This window comes from Mesorhizobium sp. WSM4816, from assembly GCF_055811535.1.
This window is the reverse complement of sequence record NZ_JBVVQR010000001.1, coordinates 377665-396778: the sequence shown is the minus strand read 5'-3', so window position 1 is coordinate 396778 and position 19114 is coordinate 377665. Positions and strand designations below refer to the sequence as shown.

Here is a 19114-nt window from a genome sequence, read left to right as displayed (position 1 = left end):
GTTCACCCTCAGGCCAGAATCGGAACCGCCTATCGCGCTAGGCATTGGTAGGGCTGGCGCGCCGTACTGATTGGCGTATTCATGTTCTGTTTCGATATGAGACTTAAAAAAAGGCAACGATGTTCACAACCGAAATCGACTCCTATCGCCTGAGCCGTCGCGGCTTTCTCAACGCCGCTGCGCTCGGCGCCGCCTCGATTGCGGTTTCCGCCTGCACCACGACGGCAGGCCGGCCTGTCGAGCCGCCGCCGCCAGCCAACGTCGAGCCGCCGCTCGTGGACTATGCGACAATGTACGGTCCGGTCAGCGACAATGGGTTCGAGCTGCCGGGCATACCCTACGAGAAAATCGACGAGCAATTTCTGCGTCAGATCGTTCCCGATCCGACCGGCCAAGCGCCCGGCACCATCGTCGTCGATACGGCCGGCCACCACCTCTATCTCGTGCGTCCGGGCGGACAAGCCATTCGTTATGGGGTCGGGCTGGGTCGCGCCGGTTTCGAATGGTCTGGCGATGCCGTCGTCCAGTGGAAGCAGAAGTGGCCGAAATGGACGCCGCCGGCCGAAATGATCGCCCGCCAGCCCGAGTACGCAAAATACAGCGCCGAGAATGGCGGCATGCCCGGCGGGCTCACCAATCCGCTCGGAGCGCGGGCGCTGTATCTCTTCGAGGGCAACGAGGACACGCTTTACCGCCTGCACGGCTCGCCGGAGTGGTTTTCCATAGGCAAATCGGTGTCATCTGGCTGCGTTCGCTTGATAAATCAGGACATTATCGACCTTTATGACCGTGTGCCCAACAAGACGCCGGTGATCGTTACCGCCGGTGTCGGTCAGGAACTGGTTGCCACGGCAGACCGCAAAGCCATTCCAATCGATGCGGGGGTCCCAGAAGGATCGATCCTGCTCGGCCCGGCAAGGGCGATTTCGGACTCGATCTTCTGAGCTGGTCGAAAGCGCTGGAGGGGCGGACTTTCGCCGCTCCGGCTGGTCTTTGCAGAGCATCGGATTGTCCCAAAATCGGCGCCGACTTTGGGTCCGACTATGTGGCAACGCAACCAGTCAGTTCATGACCCGAAGGCAGCTCCAGGCATTCGATCTGCAACGACCGCTTCGCGGCAATTGAAACAATGCCAACCTAGGGACAGAAGTTTTCCGCACGCAAGGCAGGCCTATGCGGGCGCTCCGAATCATTTTGCGACGTTCAATCCATCCAGCCACTCCATGACCCGCTCGGCGGTCTGCCGCTCCTGAGGGGCTTGCATAGAGAAACCTTCGACAAGGCTGGCTTGTGGCGTGTGGCTGGCGACGACCGTCAGGCTATCGCCCAGACCGTAACCGCCATGCGTGATGAGAGGGATGATAGTCTTGCCCAGGAATTCATGCGTGGCGAGGAACGAGCGGACGACTGGCGGCGCCGTCATTCCCCAAATCGGGAAGCCAAGGAATACCGTCGTGTATTGAGCGACGTCGGTTACCTGCGCTTTAAGAGGCGGCTCGTAGCCACGGGCACTTTCCTGTCGCGCTTGCTCGGCCGTCTCAAAATAGTCGGCGGGATAGGGATTTTCGGGCACGATCTCGAACAGGTCAGCTTCCAATGCGCGGCTTACCTGACCCGCGATGACGCGCGTGTTCCCGCTTCGCGAGAAATACGCAACGAGCATCTTTCCTTCCGGGAGTTGCGCCGCCGCGGCCGGAGAGAGCGATGCTGCTCCGCCTGCCGTGAGGGATAGAAGCAGCGAGGACATGAGGATTTCCCTCCGCGTCGGACTGTCGGGGACCATCTCTTTCTCCGAAATGTTGATCAGAGGCCCGTCATTTTGAGCACCGCCCCCGGAAGGCGCTCACCTTGGACTTCGATCTTCGAAAGCGCCGTTGCGATTTCCCCCAGGTCGTCTGTCGAGAGCGTCACGTCGACCGCACCGAGGTTTTCTTCCAGCCGATGGAGCTTCGTGGTTCCGGGGATCGGCACGATCCATGGCTTCTGCGCCAACAGCCAGGCGAGAGCGACTTGTGCAGGCGTTGCGCCTTTGCGCCCTGCGACGGCCTTGACGATGTCGACCAGCGCCATGTTGGCCTTACGGGATTCTGGAGAGAAGCGCGGCACGCTGCTGCGGAAGTCCGTTGGATCGAACCTGGTGTTCTCGTCGATCTTCCCGGTCAGGAATCCCGCACCGGGGGGACTGAACGGCACGAAACCGATCCCGAGTTCTTCAAGTGTCGGCAAAAGCTCGACTTCCGGCCCGCGCCAGAACAGCGAGTATTCGCTTTGAACGGCGGTAACAGGCTGCACCGTATGCGCGCGGCGGATCGTCTGAACTCCCGCTTCGGAGAGGCCGAAGTGCTTGACCTTGCCCCCTGCGATGAGATCCCTGACAGCTCCGGCGACGTCCTCGATCGGCACGTCGGGATCGACCCGATGCTGGTAGAACAGGTCGATCCGGTCGGTCTTCAGGCGTTTCAATGCCGCCTCGGCCACCGCCTTGATGTGCTCGGGACGACTGTTGGTGCCTCCGCTGCGCGCGCCTGTCCCGAGGTCGATGTCGAAGCCGAACTTGGTGGCGATGACGACGTCGTCACGGATCGGCGCGAGAGCCTCGCCGACAAGCTCCTCGTTGGCGAAGGGACCATAGGCCTCGGCCGTGTCGAAGAACGTCACACCACGATCATGCGCATCGTGGATGAGCTTGATCATCTCGCTCTTGTCCGCGTTGGAACCGTAGACGCCAGTCATGCCCATGCAGCCGAGGCCAAGGACCGAAACCTCTAGATTTCCGAGATGCCGGTGTTTCATCATGGTAGCTCCTTCAGTTCTTTTTAGGCGCCTCGACATTCGAGAACGCGAGAACGGCGTCGGGCAGGCGCTGGCCGCGCACCTCGATCGCCTTGACCGCCGAATTGAGCTCGCCGATCTCCTCGGGCGTGAAGCGGATCGAAACGGCGCCGATGTTCTCGAGCATGTGCGGCATCTGCGTAGTGCCGGGAATCGGAACGATCCAGGGTCTTTGCGCCATCAGCCATGCGAGCGCGATCTGCGCCCTGGTGGCCTGCTTCCTGTCGGCCCAGTCACCCAGCAATTTAACGAGCGTCAGGTTCGCGGGCAGGTTCTCAGGCGAGAAGCGCGACTCGATCCCGCGGATGTCGCCCTCCGCGAACCGCGTCCGCTCGTCGATCGCGCCCGTCAGAAACCCGACGCCGAGCGGGCTCCACGGCACGAAGCCGATGCCCAGCTCCTCGCAGACTGAAAGCACCTCGTCTTCTGGCCCGCGCCACAGCATCGAATACTCGCTCTGGACGGCGGAGACGGGAAGCGCGGCGTGGGCGCGTCGCAGTGTGTTGAGTCCCATTTCGGAGAGGCCCCAATGTAGGACCTTGCCCTCGTCCATCAGGTCCTTGACGGCGCCCGCGACGTCCTCGATCGGAACCTCCGGATCGACGCGGTGCTGGTAAAGAAGGTCGATGCGGTCGGTGCGGAGGCGCTTGAGCATGCCTTCGACCGCCAGTTTGATGTGGTCCGGGCGACTGATGAGGCCGGGTCCCCGCTCGCCCGTCTCAAGGTCGATGTTCCAGCCGAATTTCGAGGTGATCACGACCTCGTCGCGGAACGGCTCAATGGCCTCGCCAAGAATCTGTTCGCACTCATGCGGGCCATAAGCTTCGGCGGTGTCGAAAAAGGTAACGCCGCGCTCGTGGGCCGTGCGGATGATGTTGATCATCTCCGGCCGCGACGGAATTGTCGTCTGGTAGGTACGATGCATGTTCTGACGCCCAACCCGACGCTGGAGACCTCCAGCGTTCCAAGCTTCCGGCGATCGCTCGACGGGACTGCTGCAGAGCCGCTCGCATTGCCGGTCTGCGCCGATGCCCGCGAACTGGCGCTGGCGAGGATGGGAGTGGCCGCTAGCGTTGCCGCCGCGCCGAGAAAGATGCGGCGGCCTATTACGCTCTCATTCGTCATGTTGCGGGTCCTTCTTATAGCGTTCCGTCTGGCTGCGATGGGAGTTCGATCCACCCGCTGGCAAACCTGAGAGGCAGTCTGTTCCTCGCCTTCCACGGCCGATGACCGCAAATTTAGTGCCTGCAGCAACTTGCGATAAGGCGCTATAATCCGCATGAGCCTTTTAGATGAGCTAACAAATCCAGATGGAAAACTTCAACGATCTCGCCGCATTCGCAGCCGTCGCCAGGGAGCGGAGTTTCACGCGCGCCGCCGCGAAGCTTCGGGTTTCCCCGTCGGCGCTGAGCCAGACCATCCGCAATCTCGAAGAGCGATTGGGCCTGCGGCTCCTGACCCGGACGACACGCAGCGTTGCGTCGACGGAAGCGGGCGAACGCCTGCTGCGCACGATCGCGCCACGTTTTGAGGAGATCGAAGCCGAACTGGCGGCCTTGAGCGAACTCCGGGACAAGCCGGCTGGCACCGTCCGCATCACGGCTGGCGAGCATCCCGCAATCTCGATCCTGCAGCCCGCGCTCAAACGCTTCCTGCCGGATTACCCGGACATCGAGGTCGAAATCATCATCGACTACGGCCTGACCGATATCGTTTCCGAAGGATTCGATGCCGGGGTGCGGATGGGCGAGCAGGTTGCGAAGGATATGATCGCGGTGCGCATCGGCCCTAACATGCGCATGGCTGTCGTCGCGTCGCCGGCCTATTTCAAGCGGTATCCAATTCCGGGGACCCCGCAGGACCTGACCGCGCACCAGTGCATCAACATTCGGCTTCCGACTTATGGCGGCATATTCGCCTGGGGTCTCGAGAAGGACGGACGCGAGGTGAAGGTGCGTGGAGAAGGCCAGCTCGTGTTCAACAGTCTCGGCATAAGGCTATCTTCGGCCCTGGACGGCCTCGGTGTGGCGTACATGCCCGAAGATCAGGTGCTCCCATACGTTGCTGACGGGAGCTTGGTGCGGGTTCTGGAGGACTGGTGCCCGTCCTTTCCCGGCTATCACCTCTACTACCCGAGCCGACGACAACAATCGCCGGCGCTGGCCTTATTGGCGGATGTTCTCCGGTATCGCGGCGACTGATCCGGTCCTGCGCTTTCTCGTCTGGAGCCATTTCAAGGCGTAGTAGGTCAGGGTCATATAGAGCCCAGCGATCGCGACGCAGTGGATGAAAAAGCCCGCGACGGATTCCTCGAAGTTCCACCAGTCGAGCGTCATCTGCATGGAGAGCTTCGTGCCGACAGTCAGCTCGAACGAACTCCAGACGCCGTGTATCGCAATGAGGACGGCGATCAGGCGGAGCGCGAGCGTCCGAACGGCATTGGGCTGTGAAATTCCAGTGAGCTTGCGCGCCACGCCCATGAGCATCGGCCAGCGCAGGCCGAGATGAACGGATACGATCACGAGAACCCAGTAGGCCGCGAGCGTATGGATCTGCCGAATGGTGAAGCCGCCATAAGGTGACATGATGCCTGACAGCGGGTTGGAAATAAGCACGCTGGTGGTCAGTAGCACCAGCATTGCCAGCATCAGCAGGAACGTCACCGCGATGTTGAACAGCCCGCGCGCTTCGTGGCGGGCTTTCGGAATCGTGCCGTACCAGCGGCGGTTGAAGACGTTATGGACGATGAGCAACAGGAACATGGCGGTTCCAGCCAGTTCATGGGCGACGTTGCCGAGCCACCAGTAGGAGAGACCGAAGAGCAGCAGCCCGGCCGCACTGAGATCGAAGGCCAGTCGAGACAGGAAAACAGGGCTCAAATGTCGGACCTCCCGGCTCACTCGACCGGAGTGCCGTTGAATCGGGGAATGCGATAGCCCGTGAAAAGGTAATCGCTGCCCTCCTGGCTGCGATGGCACGACTGGCAGCGTGCGGTGTTCTCGTCCATGTTGATCGACCTGTCCGGCCAGAACCATTGGAATTGCCAGTCGGCGGTACGGCGGCTCTCGTCATACTCGGCACCAAAGCCTTCGCCCTTCTGCATGACGAAGTAGCGATAGAGTTCACCGTCGCGATGATCGACCAGGACGAAATGCGTGTCCGCCGGGATAGGCTGCCCGCTCTTGACGGCCTCGATGGCCGCGGGCGTGGTCATGATGTGCTCGACCACATTGCCGCGCCTGACCGTCGTGTAGTGGACCAGTTCATCGAGTTCGGGAAACTGGACGCGGTTGGTTTCAGCGCGGACCTGCCAGCCGACCAGAGAGGCGGCGCAGGCGGCCAAGGCGCCAGTTGCAACGAGAAGTTTCTTCAAGGGCGAGCTCGCAAGGATTCAAGGAAGGAATGGGGCCGCCACTGCGGTTCACTTGGATTTGGCGATCAGCGGCCGTAATGTTCGTCGGAAACCTGCTCCATCCATTCGACGGTCTTGCCGTCGAGTGCTTCGGAGAAGGCGATGTGGCTCATGCCGACCGTCTGGCTAGCGCCATGCCAGTGCTTCACGCCCGGCGGAATCCAGACGGTGTCGCCCGGGCGGATTTCCTGAACGGGGCCATTTTCGTGCTGCACCCGGCCGACACCCTGCGTGACGATCAGGGTCTGGCCGGGCGGATGCGTGTGCCAGGCGGTCCGTGCTCCCGGCTCGAAGGTGACGGTTGCGCCGCTGATCCGCGCGTCGCCGCTTCCCTTGAACCGGTCGTCGACTCGGACGGAGCCGATGAAATTCTCAGCCGCGCCCGTCGTGGACGGCTGCGATCCGGCGCGCGTCACCGTAACCGCCTGCTCGGACTGGGCCGAGGCGATCGAAGCAGCAAGGACGAACGAGGCGGCGGTCATGGCGGCGAGTTTCATTCGCTTCCTTTGGATCCGCGTCATTTCTTGAAGACTTCCTTGGCGACGGCGATCGCGGATACCGCGTTGGGCCAGCCGGAATAGAAGGCGAGATGGGTGATCGTCTCGATCAGTTCTTCCTCGGTGACGCCGTTGCGCTTGGCGATGGCAAGGTGCGAACGAAGCTGGTCGGGGCGGTTCATGGCGACGAGCGCGCTGACGGTCGCCAGGCTGCGATCCCGCTTGGAAAGCCCGGGACGCTCCCAGATGTCGCCATACAGCACCTCGTCGGTCAATTCGGCCATCTTCGGCGCGATATCGCCATAGAGCTGCTGCGCTCGCGACTGCTGCTGGGCAGGAGGGGTATCGGACGCGGCGGGGGTCTCGCTTTGGGCGATAGCCATGGTGGGAATCCCTCCGGACAAAAGCAGGCTGGCTGCGACGAACAGGTTTCGGGTGAGCTTCTTCAAAGAATGACTCCTTGAGGTTGGGGAAAGGAGATGACGTCCCGGAACCGAGCCGCACGTCACCTGTGAATTAAGGGGTCGGCGGGTTACGAACGGTCGGAAACAAGCGTCCGGGCGTAAAACGGCGTCAGCTTGCCCATAGCGGCATCGACATATTCGGGGACCCAGTAGGTTTCGATATGGGTCGCGCCCTCGATCTTGAACAGTTCCTTGTCCTTCGTCCCGGTTGCCTTGGGGAAGGCATCCTCCGTCATGTACAGGCTGTCGGCCTTGCTGCCTGCGATCATCAGCAGCGGCTGGTCGATCAGGTCAATCTGGTCGGTGGCATCCCAGCGCATCAGGTCCAGCAAGCTGCTCGTGGTGTACTTGAAGGTCGAGTTGGGATGTGCGTGCGTCTTCCAGTAGTACTCGTAACCCTGCCGATACATCTCGAACGGCAGCGCAGCGATCTGCTCGTCCGTCAGATTGGCGTCGCCCGAGTAGAGGATTTCCCCGCCGGCCATCTCCTGGGCGCGGGCCTCGGAAACCTGCTTCAGGCGCTCCTGAATCGTGTCGAGTTGCGAATCCGCGAAGCCGTTGCGCCGGACCCGTCCGGAGTTGAACATGCTGAGCGTCGCGACCGTCTTGAAGCGCTTGTCGGCCTTCGCCGCGGACAACGAGTATCCGCCGCCGCCACAGATGCCGAGCAGGCCAAGACGATCGGCATCTACGCCTTCGTAGCGGATGATGAAGTCAGCCATGCCGTGGATGTCCTCGATGCGGAATGCGGGTTTATCCACGCTGCGCGGCTCGCCGCCACTTCCGCCCTGGTAGGCGGCATCCGCGGTGATCGTGATGTAGCCCTGTTCGGCCAGGCGCTGGGCATATAAGCCCGCGACTTGCTCCTTTATCCCGCCATTGGGGTGGGCCACGACGATGGCGGGATATTTCTGACTTGGATCATAGTCCGCCGGCGTGTAGACGTTGGCGACGATGCCCAGGCCGTGGAGCTTGTATTTGACCGGGTGGATATTGACCTCGCCCGGCTCGTTCGTCGTGATCGCCCCGCCATAGACCAAGCTGAACGGATTCTGCTTGTAGTCGGCTGCGACAGCGGTGGTATTCATTGCTGGAACTCCTAACATTGCGCCTGAGAGAACGAGCGCCGAGGCGCCGAGGAACTCGCGCCGTCTTTTGTCGATGACTTCGTTGGTCATTCCGACCTCCTTTCTCTGCTTTGCGAATGATGGGCTCGGAGGACCCCGCGAGAGGTCACGCGGGACGCGTTAGTCCAGCTTCTTCTCGGTCAGGAACTTTGCGGTGTGATCCGCGATCTCGACATTGTTCAGATCCGAGAACGGGAAGTGCGTGTTTCCCCTGATGCCGATCTCGGGCAGGTGCACCAGCGTGGCATCGCCGCCATGCTTGTTGACGGCCTCGACCCAGAGCTTGGCCATGGCGAGGCGCACACGCCAATTGTCCTGTCCGCGCTCCGTGGTCGGCTCGATTGGAAAATTGTCGCCGTAGTAGATGGCGATCGGGATGCGGGCGAGCTTCTCGAAATCCGCCAGCGGCACTGCCTCCGGCTTCAGCGTGCCGGCCGCACTCGGCATGTCTTCCGGAAGCTCACCCTCGGGGAAGATGAAGCCGCTGCCTGGCTCATAGTACACGATCCCCTTGACGTTCTGGCTCTTGATCGCCGTCAGCCAGCCTGGCCCGCCAGCCTGCGAGTGGGTGAATAGGATTGCCGGGCCGGTCTTTGCGAACAGCGCCGCCATTGCGTCCGAGATCACACCGGCGTCGTAGGGTCCGGTGTTGGGCGTGACCGAACGGAAGAACTGGTCCAGCGTTTCCGGCTTGCGGTCAAACTGCACGTTGTCGAAGTAGTCCGGCCACTTGCCGATCCGGAACTGGTCGAAGAAGAGCTGATCGTTTGGGTCCGGCTTGATCGTCGCAGCGACGGTGCTGTTGCCCGCGCGGCCGCGACGCGGCTGATCGACCAGATAGACCGGGTAGCCTTTGCGCAGGAAAATCGTCTGGAAGCCTTCGCGCCCGTCCGAGGTGGTCTCCCAGCTTCGCGCCGACTGGAAGGCGCCGTGCAGCATGACGATAGGCAGCGCTTTCGGATTCTGCGGGACTTGATAGGAGGCGTAGAGATGATCTCCGTGTAAAGTTTGCCCTTCGGCGGTGGGCGCATTGTTATTGTAGGCACCGGGATTGCTCAGCACCGTCCCGCCGACGGCGAAGCTGCCCTGATCTTGGATCGCCAGTGGCTCCGAGTTTCCCTTTTGATCGGCCATTGCGCCAGTGGAGGCTAGCATAAGCATAGCCACAGCAGCCATCGACGCTACATACCGATTCCGTGAATTCAAAGCCCTATCCCTTCCCAACCTTTCAGACCGTTGCGAAAACGATAAAGCCAAACGTATTCCTCGATTAGATGCCAATATCCGGATGCGTCTTTAAGTTGGGCTTAATAATTGAGAGATGACGGCTGATTGATTGGGTCGTACTAAGTGATAGCAGGCATCATGGAGGTCGGTTCTTGGCCCGAAGCTGCCGTTCGCAGCCCCAATTCAGCCTGGTGCCGCCTGCGACACAGTACCGGGATTTTTCCAGACTCGGCGCCCATTTTGGGGGCCCGATATTTTGGCCTGAGCATCGGATTCTCGCAACCGGTGCCCAGTTTTGGGTCCGATGCGGTGCTTTCAGCGCCGCCCCCTTGCCAGGCTGCCGAGGATGCCGCGCACGATCGCCCGTCCAACCGACGTCCCGACAGAGCGAACCACCGATTTGATCGCCGCCTCCGCCACCGTCTGGCGATTGGACGCTCGCGGCGCCGGTGCTCGCCTGCCGCCGGTGGGCTGGGGGGCGGGATCGTCATTGCCGAAGCCTGGAATGGTCCAGCGCGAGCCGCCGCTCTCCTGCTGCTGCGCCTCCGCGTCCAACGCATCCTTGGCTTTTTTCTGCAGCATCTCGAAAGCCGATTCACGATCGACGGTCTGATCGTACTGTCCCGCAACCGGGCTCTCGGTGATCAGCGTGCGGCGCTCGTCAGGCGTGATCGGGCCAAGTCGCGACGACGGCGGGCGAATCAGCGTCCGCTGGACCATGGACGGAACACCTTTGGCTTCCAGCGTCGAGACCAGCGCCTCGCCGGTGCCGAGCTGCGTGATCACGGTAGCACAGTCGAAGTCGGGATTGGGCCTGAACGTCTCGGCGGCGGTCCTCACGGCCTTCTGCTCCCGTGGCGTGTAGGCGCGCAGGGCGTGCTGCACCCGGTTGCCGAGCTGGGCCAGAACGGTTTCGGGGATATCCAGCGGATTCTGGGTGACGAAGTAGACGCCGACGCCCTTCGAACGGATCAGGCGGACCACCTGCTCGACGCGGTCGATCAGCACCTTCGGCGCGTCGTCGAACAGAAGGTGCGCCTCGTCGAAGAAGAAGACCAGCTTTGGCTTGTCGGGATCGCCGACTTCGGGCAGCTCCTCGAACAGTTCCGACATCAGCCACAACAGGAATGTCGCATAGAGCCGGGGATTCATCATCAGCTTGTCGGCGGCCAGCACGCTGATCGCGCCGCGCCCGTCGCGGGTGGTGCGCATGATGTCGGCGATCCGCAATGCCGGCTCGCCGAAGAAATTCGTCGCGCCCTGCTGCTCCAGAACCAGCAGCGTGCGCTGGATTGCGCCAACCGAAGGTTTCGTCACATTGCCGTAGCGAGCGCCGATTTCTTCGGCGCGTTCGGCGATGTTGGCAAGAAGCGCTTGCAGGTCCTTCAGGTCCAGCAGCAACAAGCCTTCCTCGTCGGCGATGCGGAAGGCGATGTTCATGATACCTTCCTGCGCCTCGGACAAGTTCATAAGCCGCGACAGCAGCAGCGGCCCCATTTCCGAGACGGTGGCGCGGATCGGATGGCCCTGCTCGCCGAAAAGATCCCAGAATATGACCGGAAATTCCTGGAAATCATAGGGATCGAGCTTGACCTGCTCGGCGCGCTTGACCAGAAAATCCTGTGCCGCGCCCATCATGGCGATACCGGACAGGTCGCCCTTGATGTCGGCGCAGAAGACCGGCACGCCGGCATTGGAGAAACCTTCCGCCAAAATCTGCAAGCTCACGGTCTTGCCGGTGCCGGTCGCGCCGGTGACCAGGCCATGACGATTGCCATACTGAAGCAGCAGGTTTTCGGCGCGCTGGTAGCTGTCATCAGGCTTTCGGCTGGCTCCGATGAAAATACTGGTGTCGTCAGCCATGTGTCGGGTCTCCGCAACCTGAAGTGTTGAATGCCCTGATCTATTGAAAGTAGCGGGGCTCGCCGCAGGTATAATGACGCCATTGCGCAGCGACAATGGCCATGGTCGAAATTGGGTTTTGGAGCTTGCGGATTTTGCGCATGTTTGGCAATCGGTTGACGGTTCACCGTCGCAGGGCGCGTGTTGCATTGTGATATGCGACGGGGAACCGTAGACTGACGTTCCAGGCCTATCGGCCGAGAAGACGAGGAGAGCGGATGGCCGGTGCCTTGAACCACGATGCCGAACTTCCGAACCCTGACCGGCAGCGGTGGCTGGCCCTTGCGGAAAAAGCCCTGGCCGGCGGATCCTTCGAGGAAAAACTCGTATCCCATACGGACGATGGCATCCGCGTCGAACCGCTTTATGATCGTTCGGTCACCGCAGAGCCTCTCGCACGGGCAAACCCCGGATCGCCGTGGATCGTCAGCCAGCGTATCGACGATCCGGATGTCGGCCGCGCCAAAGCCCAGGCCCTGGAGGACGTCGCACAGGGCGCCACCGGATTGTCGCTTGTCTTCGAAGGCGCGCCGAATGCGTTCGGCTACGGCCTGCCGAGGACTGCCCAGGCGCTGGAGACCGTGCTGGACGGCGTGCCACTCAACCGCATCCAGGTCCGCATCGACGCGCATCCCTGGAGCCGCGCCGTGGCCGACTGGCTGGTTGCGTTCTTGAGCAAGCGCCGGTCAGACCCGGCAAAGCTCAACCTGTCCTTCGGCATCGACCCGGCGGCGATCTTTGCCGGAACCGGCCGGTTGCGGATGTCGATCGAGGCCTTGCAGGCGTCGATGCCGCAGTCCCTGGCGCACTTTTTCTCGATGGGCGTGCCCGGGGTCCTGCTGGAGGCAGACGGACGCGTCTTCCACAATGCCGGTGCCACCGAAGCGCAGGAGCTGGGCACCATGATGGCTTCGGCGGTCTCCTATCTCCGGATGTTTGAGGAGGCGCGCCAGCCGCTTGTCTATGCGGCGCCCCATATCGGCTTTGCGCTGAGCGTCGACCAGGACCAGTTCGTATCGATGGCCAAGGTCAGGGCCCTGCGCAGGCTGTGGGCGCGGGTCCAGGAGGCATGCTCGATCTCCGCCGCCACCGCCAACATCCATGCCGAGACATCGTTCCGCATGATAACTTCGGCGGACCCGGAGACGAACATCCTGCGCACCACGATCGCCGCTTTTGCCGCGGCAGCCGGCGGGGCGGACTCGGTCTCCATCCTGCCGCATACGATCGCGCATGGCCTGCCGGCGGGCTTTGCCCGCCGTATCGCCCGCAATACGCAACTGATCATGGCCAACGAAAGCCATATCGATCATGTCGCCGACCCTGCTTGCGGTTCGGGCGCCGTTGAAGCGCTGACTGCCGAACTCTGCGAAGCGGCGTGGGAAGAATTCCAGCGGATCGAGGCGGAAGGCGGCGTTCTGTCCAGCCTGCAGCAAGGACACATCCAGAAACGGGTTCAGGCGGCCGCCGCCCGCCGCAATGCTGCCTATCAGGCGGGCGACCGGGCCATCATCGGCACGACGCTTCACCCGTCGAAGATCGAACGTCCGGTCGAAACCTTGGCGGCGGAGCGGCGGCCCTCGGTCACCGAGGGCGTCGCGGTGTGCGAGCCGCTGTTTCCGATCCGTATCGATCAATCGATCGGAGCAGCATCATGATTCCGGATTTCAGCCAGATCGGCTGGTCGGCGCCGCGCCGGGCGCCGATCGAGGTCAAGGGCCAGCGGATGACCCCGGAAGGACTGGCCATCAAGCATCTGTACAACCAGGGCGACTTCAAGGGGTTGCCGCATCTCGACACTTATCCGGGCCTGCCGCCATTCGTGCGCGGCCCCTACCCGACCATGTATGTCCAGCAGCCGTGGACGATTAGGCAATATGCCGGCTTCTCGACGGCGGAAGAGTCGAACGCCTTTTACCGGCGCAACCTCGCGGCCGGCCAGAAGGGACTGTCGGTGGCTTTCGACCTTGCCACGCATCGCGGCTACGACAGCGATCATCCGCGCGTTGCCGGTGATGTCGGCATGGCAGGCGTCGCCATCGATTCCATCCTCGACATGCGCCAGCTCTTCGACGGCATCCCGCTTGACGAGATGACGGTGTCGATGACCATGAACGGCGCGGTGCTGCCGATCATGGCGCTCTACATCGTCGCCGCGGAAGAACAGGGCGTTGCGCAAAAGGACCTTGCGGGGACCATTCAGAACGACATTCTGAAAGAGTTCATGGTGCGCAACACCTACATCTATCCGCCAAAACCTTCGATGCGGATCGTGTCGGACATCTTCTCCTACACGTCGCAGCACATGCCGAAGTTCAATTCGATTTCGATCTCCGGCTATCACATGCAGGAGGCAGGGGCGACCGCCGACCTCGAGCTCGCCTACACGATCGCCGATGGCATCGAATATGCCCGCGCCGGTGTCGCCGCAGGTCTCGATATCGACCGTTTTGCGCCGCGCCTGTCCTTCTTCTGGGCGATCGGCATGAACTTCTTCATGGAGGTCGCCAAGCTGAGGGCAGCCCGCCTTTTGTGGTCGACCCTGATGCTGAAGAACTTCTCGCCGAAGGACGAGCGCTCGCTGTCGCTGCGCACCCATTGCCAGACTTCGGGCTGGTCGCTAACGGCGCAGGACCCTTACAACAACATCATTCGCACCATGATCGAGGCGATGGCGGCGACGCAGGGTCATACACAATCGCTGCACACCAACGCCTTCGACGAGGCGATGGCGCTGCCGACCGACCATTCGGCCCGCATCGCCCGCAACACGCAGCTCATCCTGCAAAAGGAATCCGGCACCACCCGCATCATCGACCCGTGGGGCGGCTCTGCCTATCTCGAACGGCTGACGCATGACCTGGCGGCGCGCGCGCTTGCCCATATCGAAGAGGTCGAGAGCCTGGGCGGCATGGCCGCCGCAACCGAAAAAAACATACCGAAGCTGCGCATCGAAGAGGCCGCCGCGCGCACGCAGGCGCGGATCGATTCCGGCGAGCAGATCCTGGTCGGCGTCAACGCCCATCGTCCCGAGACGGATATCAAAGTCGACGTGCTGAAGATCGACAACGCCGAAGTCAGGGCCCGGCAATTGTCGAAACTGCAGCGGCTGAAAGGCACGCGCGACGTCGGCGCGGTGGAGAATGCACTGAATGCACTGACCCGAGCTGCCGAGAGTGGCGAAAACCTGCTGGAGTTCGCCATTCGCGCCGCGCGCGCCAACGCCACGGTCGGCGAGATTTCACTGGCGCTGGAAAAGGTTTTTGGCCGCCATGTCGCCTCCGTCCAGACGATCTCCGGCGTCTATCGCAAGGCGCTCGGCGACAATCCGGTGGTCGATCGGCTGCAGGACAAGATCGTCGCGTTCGAGGAGAAGTCCGGCGGCAAGCCACGCATTCTCGTCGCCAAGATGGGACAGGATGGCCACGATCGCGGCCAGAAAGTGATCGCCACCGCCTTTGCCGATCTAGGCTTCGACGTCACCGTCGGGCCGATGTTCCAGACGCCGGACGAGATCGCCAGGCTTGGCGTCGAGCACGACGTGCATATCATTGGCGCCTCGTCGCTGGCGGCGGGCCATTTGACGCTCATTCCCGAACTCAGGGACGCGCTGAAGAAGCTTGGCCGCGGCGATATGCTGATCGTTGCCGGCGGCGTCATCCCGCCGCAAGATCATGAGGCGGTACGGCAGGCGGGGGCGGCGGAGATCTTCCCGCCAGGCACGTTTATTCCCGAGGCCGCCGACCGGCTGATGGACCGGCTGCTGCAGGCTGGCTGAATTGTTATAATCCATGTTGCAACGGCCGACAGTTGAGTTATAATTGGCGTTGCAACAGAGGATGAATCCATGAACACGACCATTCGCAAAATCGGCAATTCCGAAGGCGTGATCCTGCCCAAGGAAATTCTCGATCACCTGAATCTGAAGGCCGGCGATCAGCTTGAGATCGTCGAAACGAGCAAGGGCATCGCCCTTCGGCCAGTGGACGACAGCTTCGAGCGGCAGATGGAAGCCGCTCGCCAAGTCATGGACAAATACAAAGTCGCGCTTCAGAAGCTCGCCGAATGAGCTGGGAGTTCCTGAGCCGGCGTGCGGTCGAAGCCATGCACGCCGAGCAGTTGCGTCGGCACGGCGGCGCGCACGGTTTGAGGGATGAGAATGCCCTCGAATCGGCGCTCGCCCGAGCCGAGAACAAGGCCAACTATGGTGATCCATCGATCGAGGATCTGGCCGCGGCCTATATCTTCGGCATCGCCAGAAATCACGCCTTTGTCGACGGCAACAAGCGCACGGCCATCGTCGCCGCCGGCGCGTTCCTGATTGTCAACGGCTATGTGCTGATGGCCGACAACGGCACGATCTATGAGTTCGTCATGGGCGTTGCCGCCGGCGAAATCGACGAGGCTGGTGCTGCGGCGTTCTTCCGCGACCATGTCGTCAAGGTCGAGGGCTAATGTGCGTCGCGTTCGGGATGGATTCCCGCGACGCGCTTTAATCTCTCGTTTTTATGCAGTCGCTATCGCAAAACCGCTGCGCACCCTCGGGTCAGGCCCGCATGCTTTTGGGGCGACATGCATTAGCTGTCGGAGAGCTTCACAATCTCCCACTCCCTGCCGTTCACCACGGCAATTTCGCCGACCTTCTTGCCGAACAAGGCCAAGGCCATCGGTGAAACATGGGAAATCGTCCCCTTGGCCGGATCCGCCTCATCCTCGCCGACAATCCTCCAGTGCACCTTCCTGCCGTCATCGCCTTCCAGCGTGACGCCCATGCCGAAGCGAACCAGGTCGCTGCCCGGTTCCGGCACGGAAAGCTCGGCGCTTTCACGCCGCGCGGTCCAGTAGCGCAGGTCGCGCGAGATGAGCGCGATGCGCTCGCGGTCGGCCCTCTTTTCCGCTCTGCCCAGATCGTCGCGCAGGGCAGCCAGTTCGGCGTCGATCAGCGCCAGGCCGCGTTGCGTCACCAGATTGCGATGGTGGCTGATCGGCCGCTCGCCGATGCCGGCGATGGCGTTTTCGCTATCTTCTTCGCGCGTGAAGGCTCTGCTCATCAGTCGAGCTTATGCCTCGCGTGGCGACTCTACAAGCTATTGCCGGAAAACCGGATCTGCCGATCCGGCGTGACACGATTCCTGCGGCGCGACGGCAGGACGCTGGGAATTTGTGTGGCTATGCGCATCTGACCATCGGACGCAATCACGTGAGCTGAATGCCCGTCCTCAGCTCAGCGCAGCAGTAGGGCGGAGTGAGCCGACCTTGGCGCCGATCCGGCTTTCTATGGGCGGATGTGCCTCTTCGATCAGTATCGCCGCCAGCGCCTTGTCGGCGTGCAAAAACCTGGCCAGCACGGCCGCGACCGTGACTTCAGCGGCGCGGCCGGCGCCATCATCGCATTTCAGTGCAATGCCAAGGCCAAGCTCGGGAAGTGCCGCGCAATAGACGCCTTCGGCCCCAACCTTCACAAAAATCCGGCCTGACGCGGCCTGCATCAGCGCAACATCGGCCCTGCCTGTGCCGGCGACCAGAAACGGCTCGGCCATGCAGGCGGAAAGCAGCCGCTTTGCGGCTTTGGCGCGCACGGGTTCAAGGCCGATACCTGTCGCCATGCGGGCAAAGCCGAGCGCGAAGCTGCGCAGTGGCACGGCATAGGTCGGGATCGAGCAGCCGTCGGTGCCGCAATGATCGACATCATGAGCGGCACCGGTCACCGCTTGCATCGCATCGCGCACCATCTCCTGCGAGGCATGGCCTGATTTGACATAGCCGCGATGGGCGACGCCGGCGTGGACGCAGGTGCAGAGAAAGCCCGCATGCTTGCCAGAACAATTGTTGTGCAGCGCGTTTGGCAAATTGCCGGTGCTGGCCAGCGCAACTGTCGCGTCATGGCTCGACGGCCAATGCGCGCCGCATTCCAGCGCCGCCACGTCCAGCCCGGCCTTGGCCAGCATCGCCCGCGCCAGTTCGACATGCGCCGGCTCGCCGGAATGCGAAGCACAGGCCAGCGCCAGTTCGCGGTCGCCGAAACCGTACGCATCGGCGGCGCCGCTTTCGACCAGCGGCAGCGCCTGGATCGCCTTGACCGCTGAGCGCGGGAACACCGGGCGAGCCGTATCGCCAATTTCCCAGACCGGCTTGCCATCGGCATCGAAGACCGCAATAGCGCCACGATGCGCGCTCTCGACCACGGCGCCGCGCAAAACTTCGACCAGAACCGGATTTGTCATGAATTCCCCGCTAACGCGTGACCTCGAAAATCGGATTCGATTTTCGAAAAGGATCATGCGTAAAATCAAAGTGTTACAGCACTCTTTTCGCGTCCGGAAGGGCGCGCGGCGCTGTAATGCGGGCCGCTTTTATCTGATCCGATCGAGAATGGAAACGTAGTTGGCTACCGCGGCGCCGCCCATGTTGAAGATGCCGCCGAGCTTTGCTCCGGGCACCTGGATGCCGCCGGCCTCGCCGACGAGCTGCATGGCGCTCAGCACGTGCATCGAGACGCCGGTGGCGCCGATCGGATGGCCCTTGGCCTTCAGCCCGCCTGACGGATTGACCGGCAACCGGCCGTCCTTCGCCGTCTCGCCGTCCAGCGCCAGTTTTGCGCCCTCGCCCGGTTTGGCCAGGCCCATCGCCTCATATTCGATCAGCTCGGCGATGGTGAAGCAGTCATGCGTCTCGACGAAGGACAGATCGTCGAGCGTCACACCGGCCTTGTTCAGCGCCTGATTCCAGGCCTGCTCGCAACCCTCGAATGCCAGGATGTCACGCTTCGACATCGGCAGAAAATCCTGCACGTGCTCATTGGCGCGGAAAGCGACGGCGCGGCGCATCTTCAATGCCGTCGCCGTGTCGGCAAGCACCAGGGCGGCGGCGCCATCCGAGACCAGCGAGCAGTCGGTACGCTTCAGGGGACCGGCGACGAAGGGGTTCTTCTCGCTCTCGTGCCGGCAGAACTCATAGCCGAAATCCTTGCGCATCTGCGCGTAGGGATTGTCGACGCCGTTCCTGTGGTTCTTGGCGGCGATCATCGCCAGCGCGTCCGACTGGTCGCCATAGCGTTGGAAATAGGCTTGCGCGATCTGGCCGAAAACGCCGGCGAAGCCTGCCGGCGTGTCGCCCTCCTCGGGCAGATACGAGGCCTTGAGAAGATTCTTGCCGATTTCCGGACCTGATGTCGTCGTCATCTGCTCGGCGCCGACCACCAGCACGATACGCGCCGCATTGGCGTCGATGGCGCGGATGCCTTGCCTGACCGCCGCCGAGCCGGTGGCACAGGCGTTCTCGACGCGCGTCGCCGGCTTGAAGCGAAGCCGGTCGTCGGCCTGCAGGACCAGGCTTGCGGTGAAATCCTGTGCGGAAAAGCCGGCATTGAAGTGGCCGAGCACGATCTCGTCGACCTCGTCCGGACCGATGCCGGCATGATCGAGCGCCTCGCTAGCCACCTTGGTGATGAGGCCCTCCAGCGTCTCGCCTTCGAGCTTGCCGAAGCGCGAATGCGCCCAGCCGACGATGCATGCTGTCATGATTATCTCCATCCCTGCGGGCCGGGCTACGCGATGTCGCGGCGCGCTATCAACATTGTTCAAGAATGAACCGTCCCAGCGACTTCGTAAAGGGGCCAGAACCACACAACGACTTGATCTTGATATCTGGTCA

The 19114-nt window shown here is 62.3% G+C and carries 18 protein-coding genes and 1 pseudogene; 6 read left to right on the top strand and 13 right to left on the bottom strand.

All coding sequences use genetic code 11. From position 1 onward, the window contains the following. Nucleotides 1-119: 119 nt before the first annotated feature. A complete protein-coding gene (locus AC0L3H_RS01765; protein WP_473584271.1) occupies nt 120-944 on the top strand; it encodes a L,D-transpeptidase in 825 nt (274 codons plus the stop codon). A 245-nt stretch (nt 945-1189) separates the two neighbouring features. Here AC0L3H_RS01765 and AC0L3H_RS01760 read toward each other — a convergent pair whose 3' ends face one another. From AC0L3H_RS01760 to AC0L3H_RS01750, 3 genes and pseudogenes are all read right to left on the bottom strand, one after another. After that, complete coding sequence (locus AC0L3H_RS01760; protein WP_473584270.1) at nt 1190-1747, bottom strand: flavodoxin; 558 nt, start codon at nt 1745-1747, stop codon at nt 1190-1192. Nucleotides 1748-1803: 56 nt separating this feature from the next. Next, nucleotides 1804-2793, bottom strand: a complete 990-nt coding sequence (locus tag AC0L3H_RS01755) for an aldo/keto reductase (protein ID WP_473584320.1) — start codon at nt 2791-2793, stop codon at nt 1804-1806. Between the two features lie 13 nt (nt 2794-2806). Continuing rightward, nucleotides 2807-3957 (bottom strand): annotated as a pseudogene (locus tag AC0L3H_RS01750) (aldo/keto reductase). Between the two features lie 185 nt (nt 3958-4142). Here AC0L3H_RS01750 and AC0L3H_RS01745 point away from each other — a divergent pair. After that, on the top strand, nt 4143-5033 hold the full coding sequence (locus tag AC0L3H_RS01745) for a LysR family transcriptional regulator (RefSeq protein ID WP_473584269.1): 891 nt from the start codon (nt 4143-4145) through the stop codon (nt 5031-5033). On the opposite strand, the gene AC0L3H_RS01740 is transcribed toward AC0L3H_RS01745, so the two are convergent. From AC0L3H_RS01740 to AC0L3H_RS01710, 7 genes are all read right to left on the bottom strand, one after another. Next, nucleotides 4998-5711 carry a DUF4405 domain-containing protein gene (locus tag AC0L3H_RS01740; RefSeq protein WP_473584268.1) on the bottom strand — a complete coding sequence of 238 codons (714 nt, stop codon included), beginning with the start codon at nt 5709-5711 and terminating at the stop codon, nt 4998-5000. The two genes, AC0L3H_RS01745 and AC0L3H_RS01740, sit on opposite strands and share 36 nt — an antisense overlap. Before the next feature lie 17 nt (nt 5712-5728). Continuing rightward, nucleotides 5729-6205 carry a cytochrome P460 family protein gene (locus AC0L3H_RS01735; RefSeq protein ID WP_473584267.1) on the bottom strand — a complete coding sequence of 159 codons (477 nt, stop codon included), beginning with the start codon at nt 6203-6205 and terminating at the stop codon, nt 5729-5731. A gap of 65 nt (nt 6206-6270) precedes the next feature. Further along, nucleotides 6271-6741, bottom strand: coding sequence for a (R)-mandelonitrile lyase (locus tag AC0L3H_RS01730; protein WP_473584266.1), 471 nt, complete (start codon nt 6739-6741; stop codon nt 6271-6273). 20 nt (nt 6742-6761) lie between these two features. Continuing rightward, nucleotides 6762-7190 (bottom strand): carboxymuconolactone decarboxylase family protein, encoded by a 429-nt coding sequence (locus AC0L3H_RS01725; protein WP_473584265.1) that lies wholly within the window; start codon nt 7188-7190, stop codon nt 6762-6764. Nucleotides 7191-7273: 83 nt separating this feature from the next. Next, nucleotides 7274-8383, bottom strand: coding sequence for an alpha/beta hydrolase (locus tag AC0L3H_RS01720; protein ID WP_473584264.1), 1110 nt, complete (start codon nt 8381-8383; stop codon nt 7274-7276). 69 nt (nt 8384-8452) lie between these two features. Beyond that, nucleotides 8453-9487, bottom strand: coding sequence for an alpha/beta hydrolase (locus AC0L3H_RS01715; RefSeq protein ID WP_473584263.1), 1035 nt, complete (start codon nt 9485-9487; stop codon nt 8453-8455). 387 nt (nt 9488-9874) lie between these two features. Continuing rightward, entirely contained in the window at nt 9875-11422 is a 1548-nt protein-coding gene (locus tag AC0L3H_RS01710) for a helicase HerA-like C-terminal domain-containing protein (RefSeq protein WP_473494104.1), read from the bottom strand. 257 nt (nt 11423-11679) lie between these two features. On the opposite strand from AC0L3H_RS01710, the gene AC0L3H_RS01705 reads away from it, so the two are divergent. The 4 genes from AC0L3H_RS01705 (at nt 11680) to AC0L3H_RS01690 (ending at nt 15916) form a co-directional block, all read left to right on the top strand. After that, nucleotides 11680-13119, top strand: coding sequence for a methylmalonyl-CoA mutase subunit beta (locus tag AC0L3H_RS01705; protein ID WP_473584262.1), 1440 nt, complete (start codon nt 11680-11682; stop codon nt 13117-13119). After that, nucleotides 13116-15239, top strand: coding sequence for a methylmalonyl-CoA mutase (scpA, locus tag AC0L3H_RS01700; RefSeq protein ID WP_473584261.1), 2124 nt, complete (start codon nt 13116-13118; stop codon nt 15237-15239). Before AC0L3H_RS01705 ends, scpA begins: the two co-directional genes overlap by 4 nt. 69 nt (nt 15240-15308) lie before the next feature. After that, the gene (locus tag AC0L3H_RS01695; RefSeq protein ID WP_023800850.1) at nt 15309-15530 is read left to right on the top strand and encodes an AbrB/MazE/SpoVT family DNA-binding domain-containing protein; all 222 of its coding nucleotides are present in this window, start codon (nt 15309-15311) and stop codon (nt 15528-15530) included. Beyond that, a complete protein-coding gene (locus AC0L3H_RS01690; RefSeq protein WP_473494099.1) occupies nt 15527-15916 on the top strand; it encodes a type II toxin-antitoxin system death-on-curing family toxin in 390 nt (129 codons plus the stop codon). Before AC0L3H_RS01695 ends, AC0L3H_RS01690 begins: the two co-directional genes overlap by 4 nt. Before the next feature lie 122 nt (nt 15917-16038). Here the strand turns inward: AC0L3H_RS01690 and greA are convergent, their stop codons facing one another. The 3 genes from greA to AC0L3H_RS01675 all read right to left on the bottom strand — a co-directional run bounded on the left by greA (nt 16039) and on the right by AC0L3H_RS01675 (nt 18981). After that, nucleotides 16039-16512 (bottom strand): transcription elongation factor GreA, encoded by a 474-nt coding sequence (gene greA / locus AC0L3H_RS01685; protein WP_128184556.1) that lies wholly within the window; start codon nt 16510-16512, stop codon nt 16039-16041. Nucleotides 16513-16680: 168 nt separating this feature from the next. Continuing rightward, a complete protein-coding gene (locus AC0L3H_RS01680; protein WP_473584260.1) occupies nt 16681-17685 on the bottom strand; it encodes an asparaginase in 1005 nt (334 codons plus the stop codon). Between the two features lie 129 nt (nt 17686-17814). Beyond that, nucleotides 17815-18981, bottom strand: a complete 1167-nt coding sequence (locus AC0L3H_RS01675) for an acetyl-CoA acetyltransferase (RefSeq protein WP_023800854.1) — start codon at nt 18979-18981, stop codon at nt 17815-17817. Nucleotides 18982-19114: the final 133 nt, after the last annotated feature.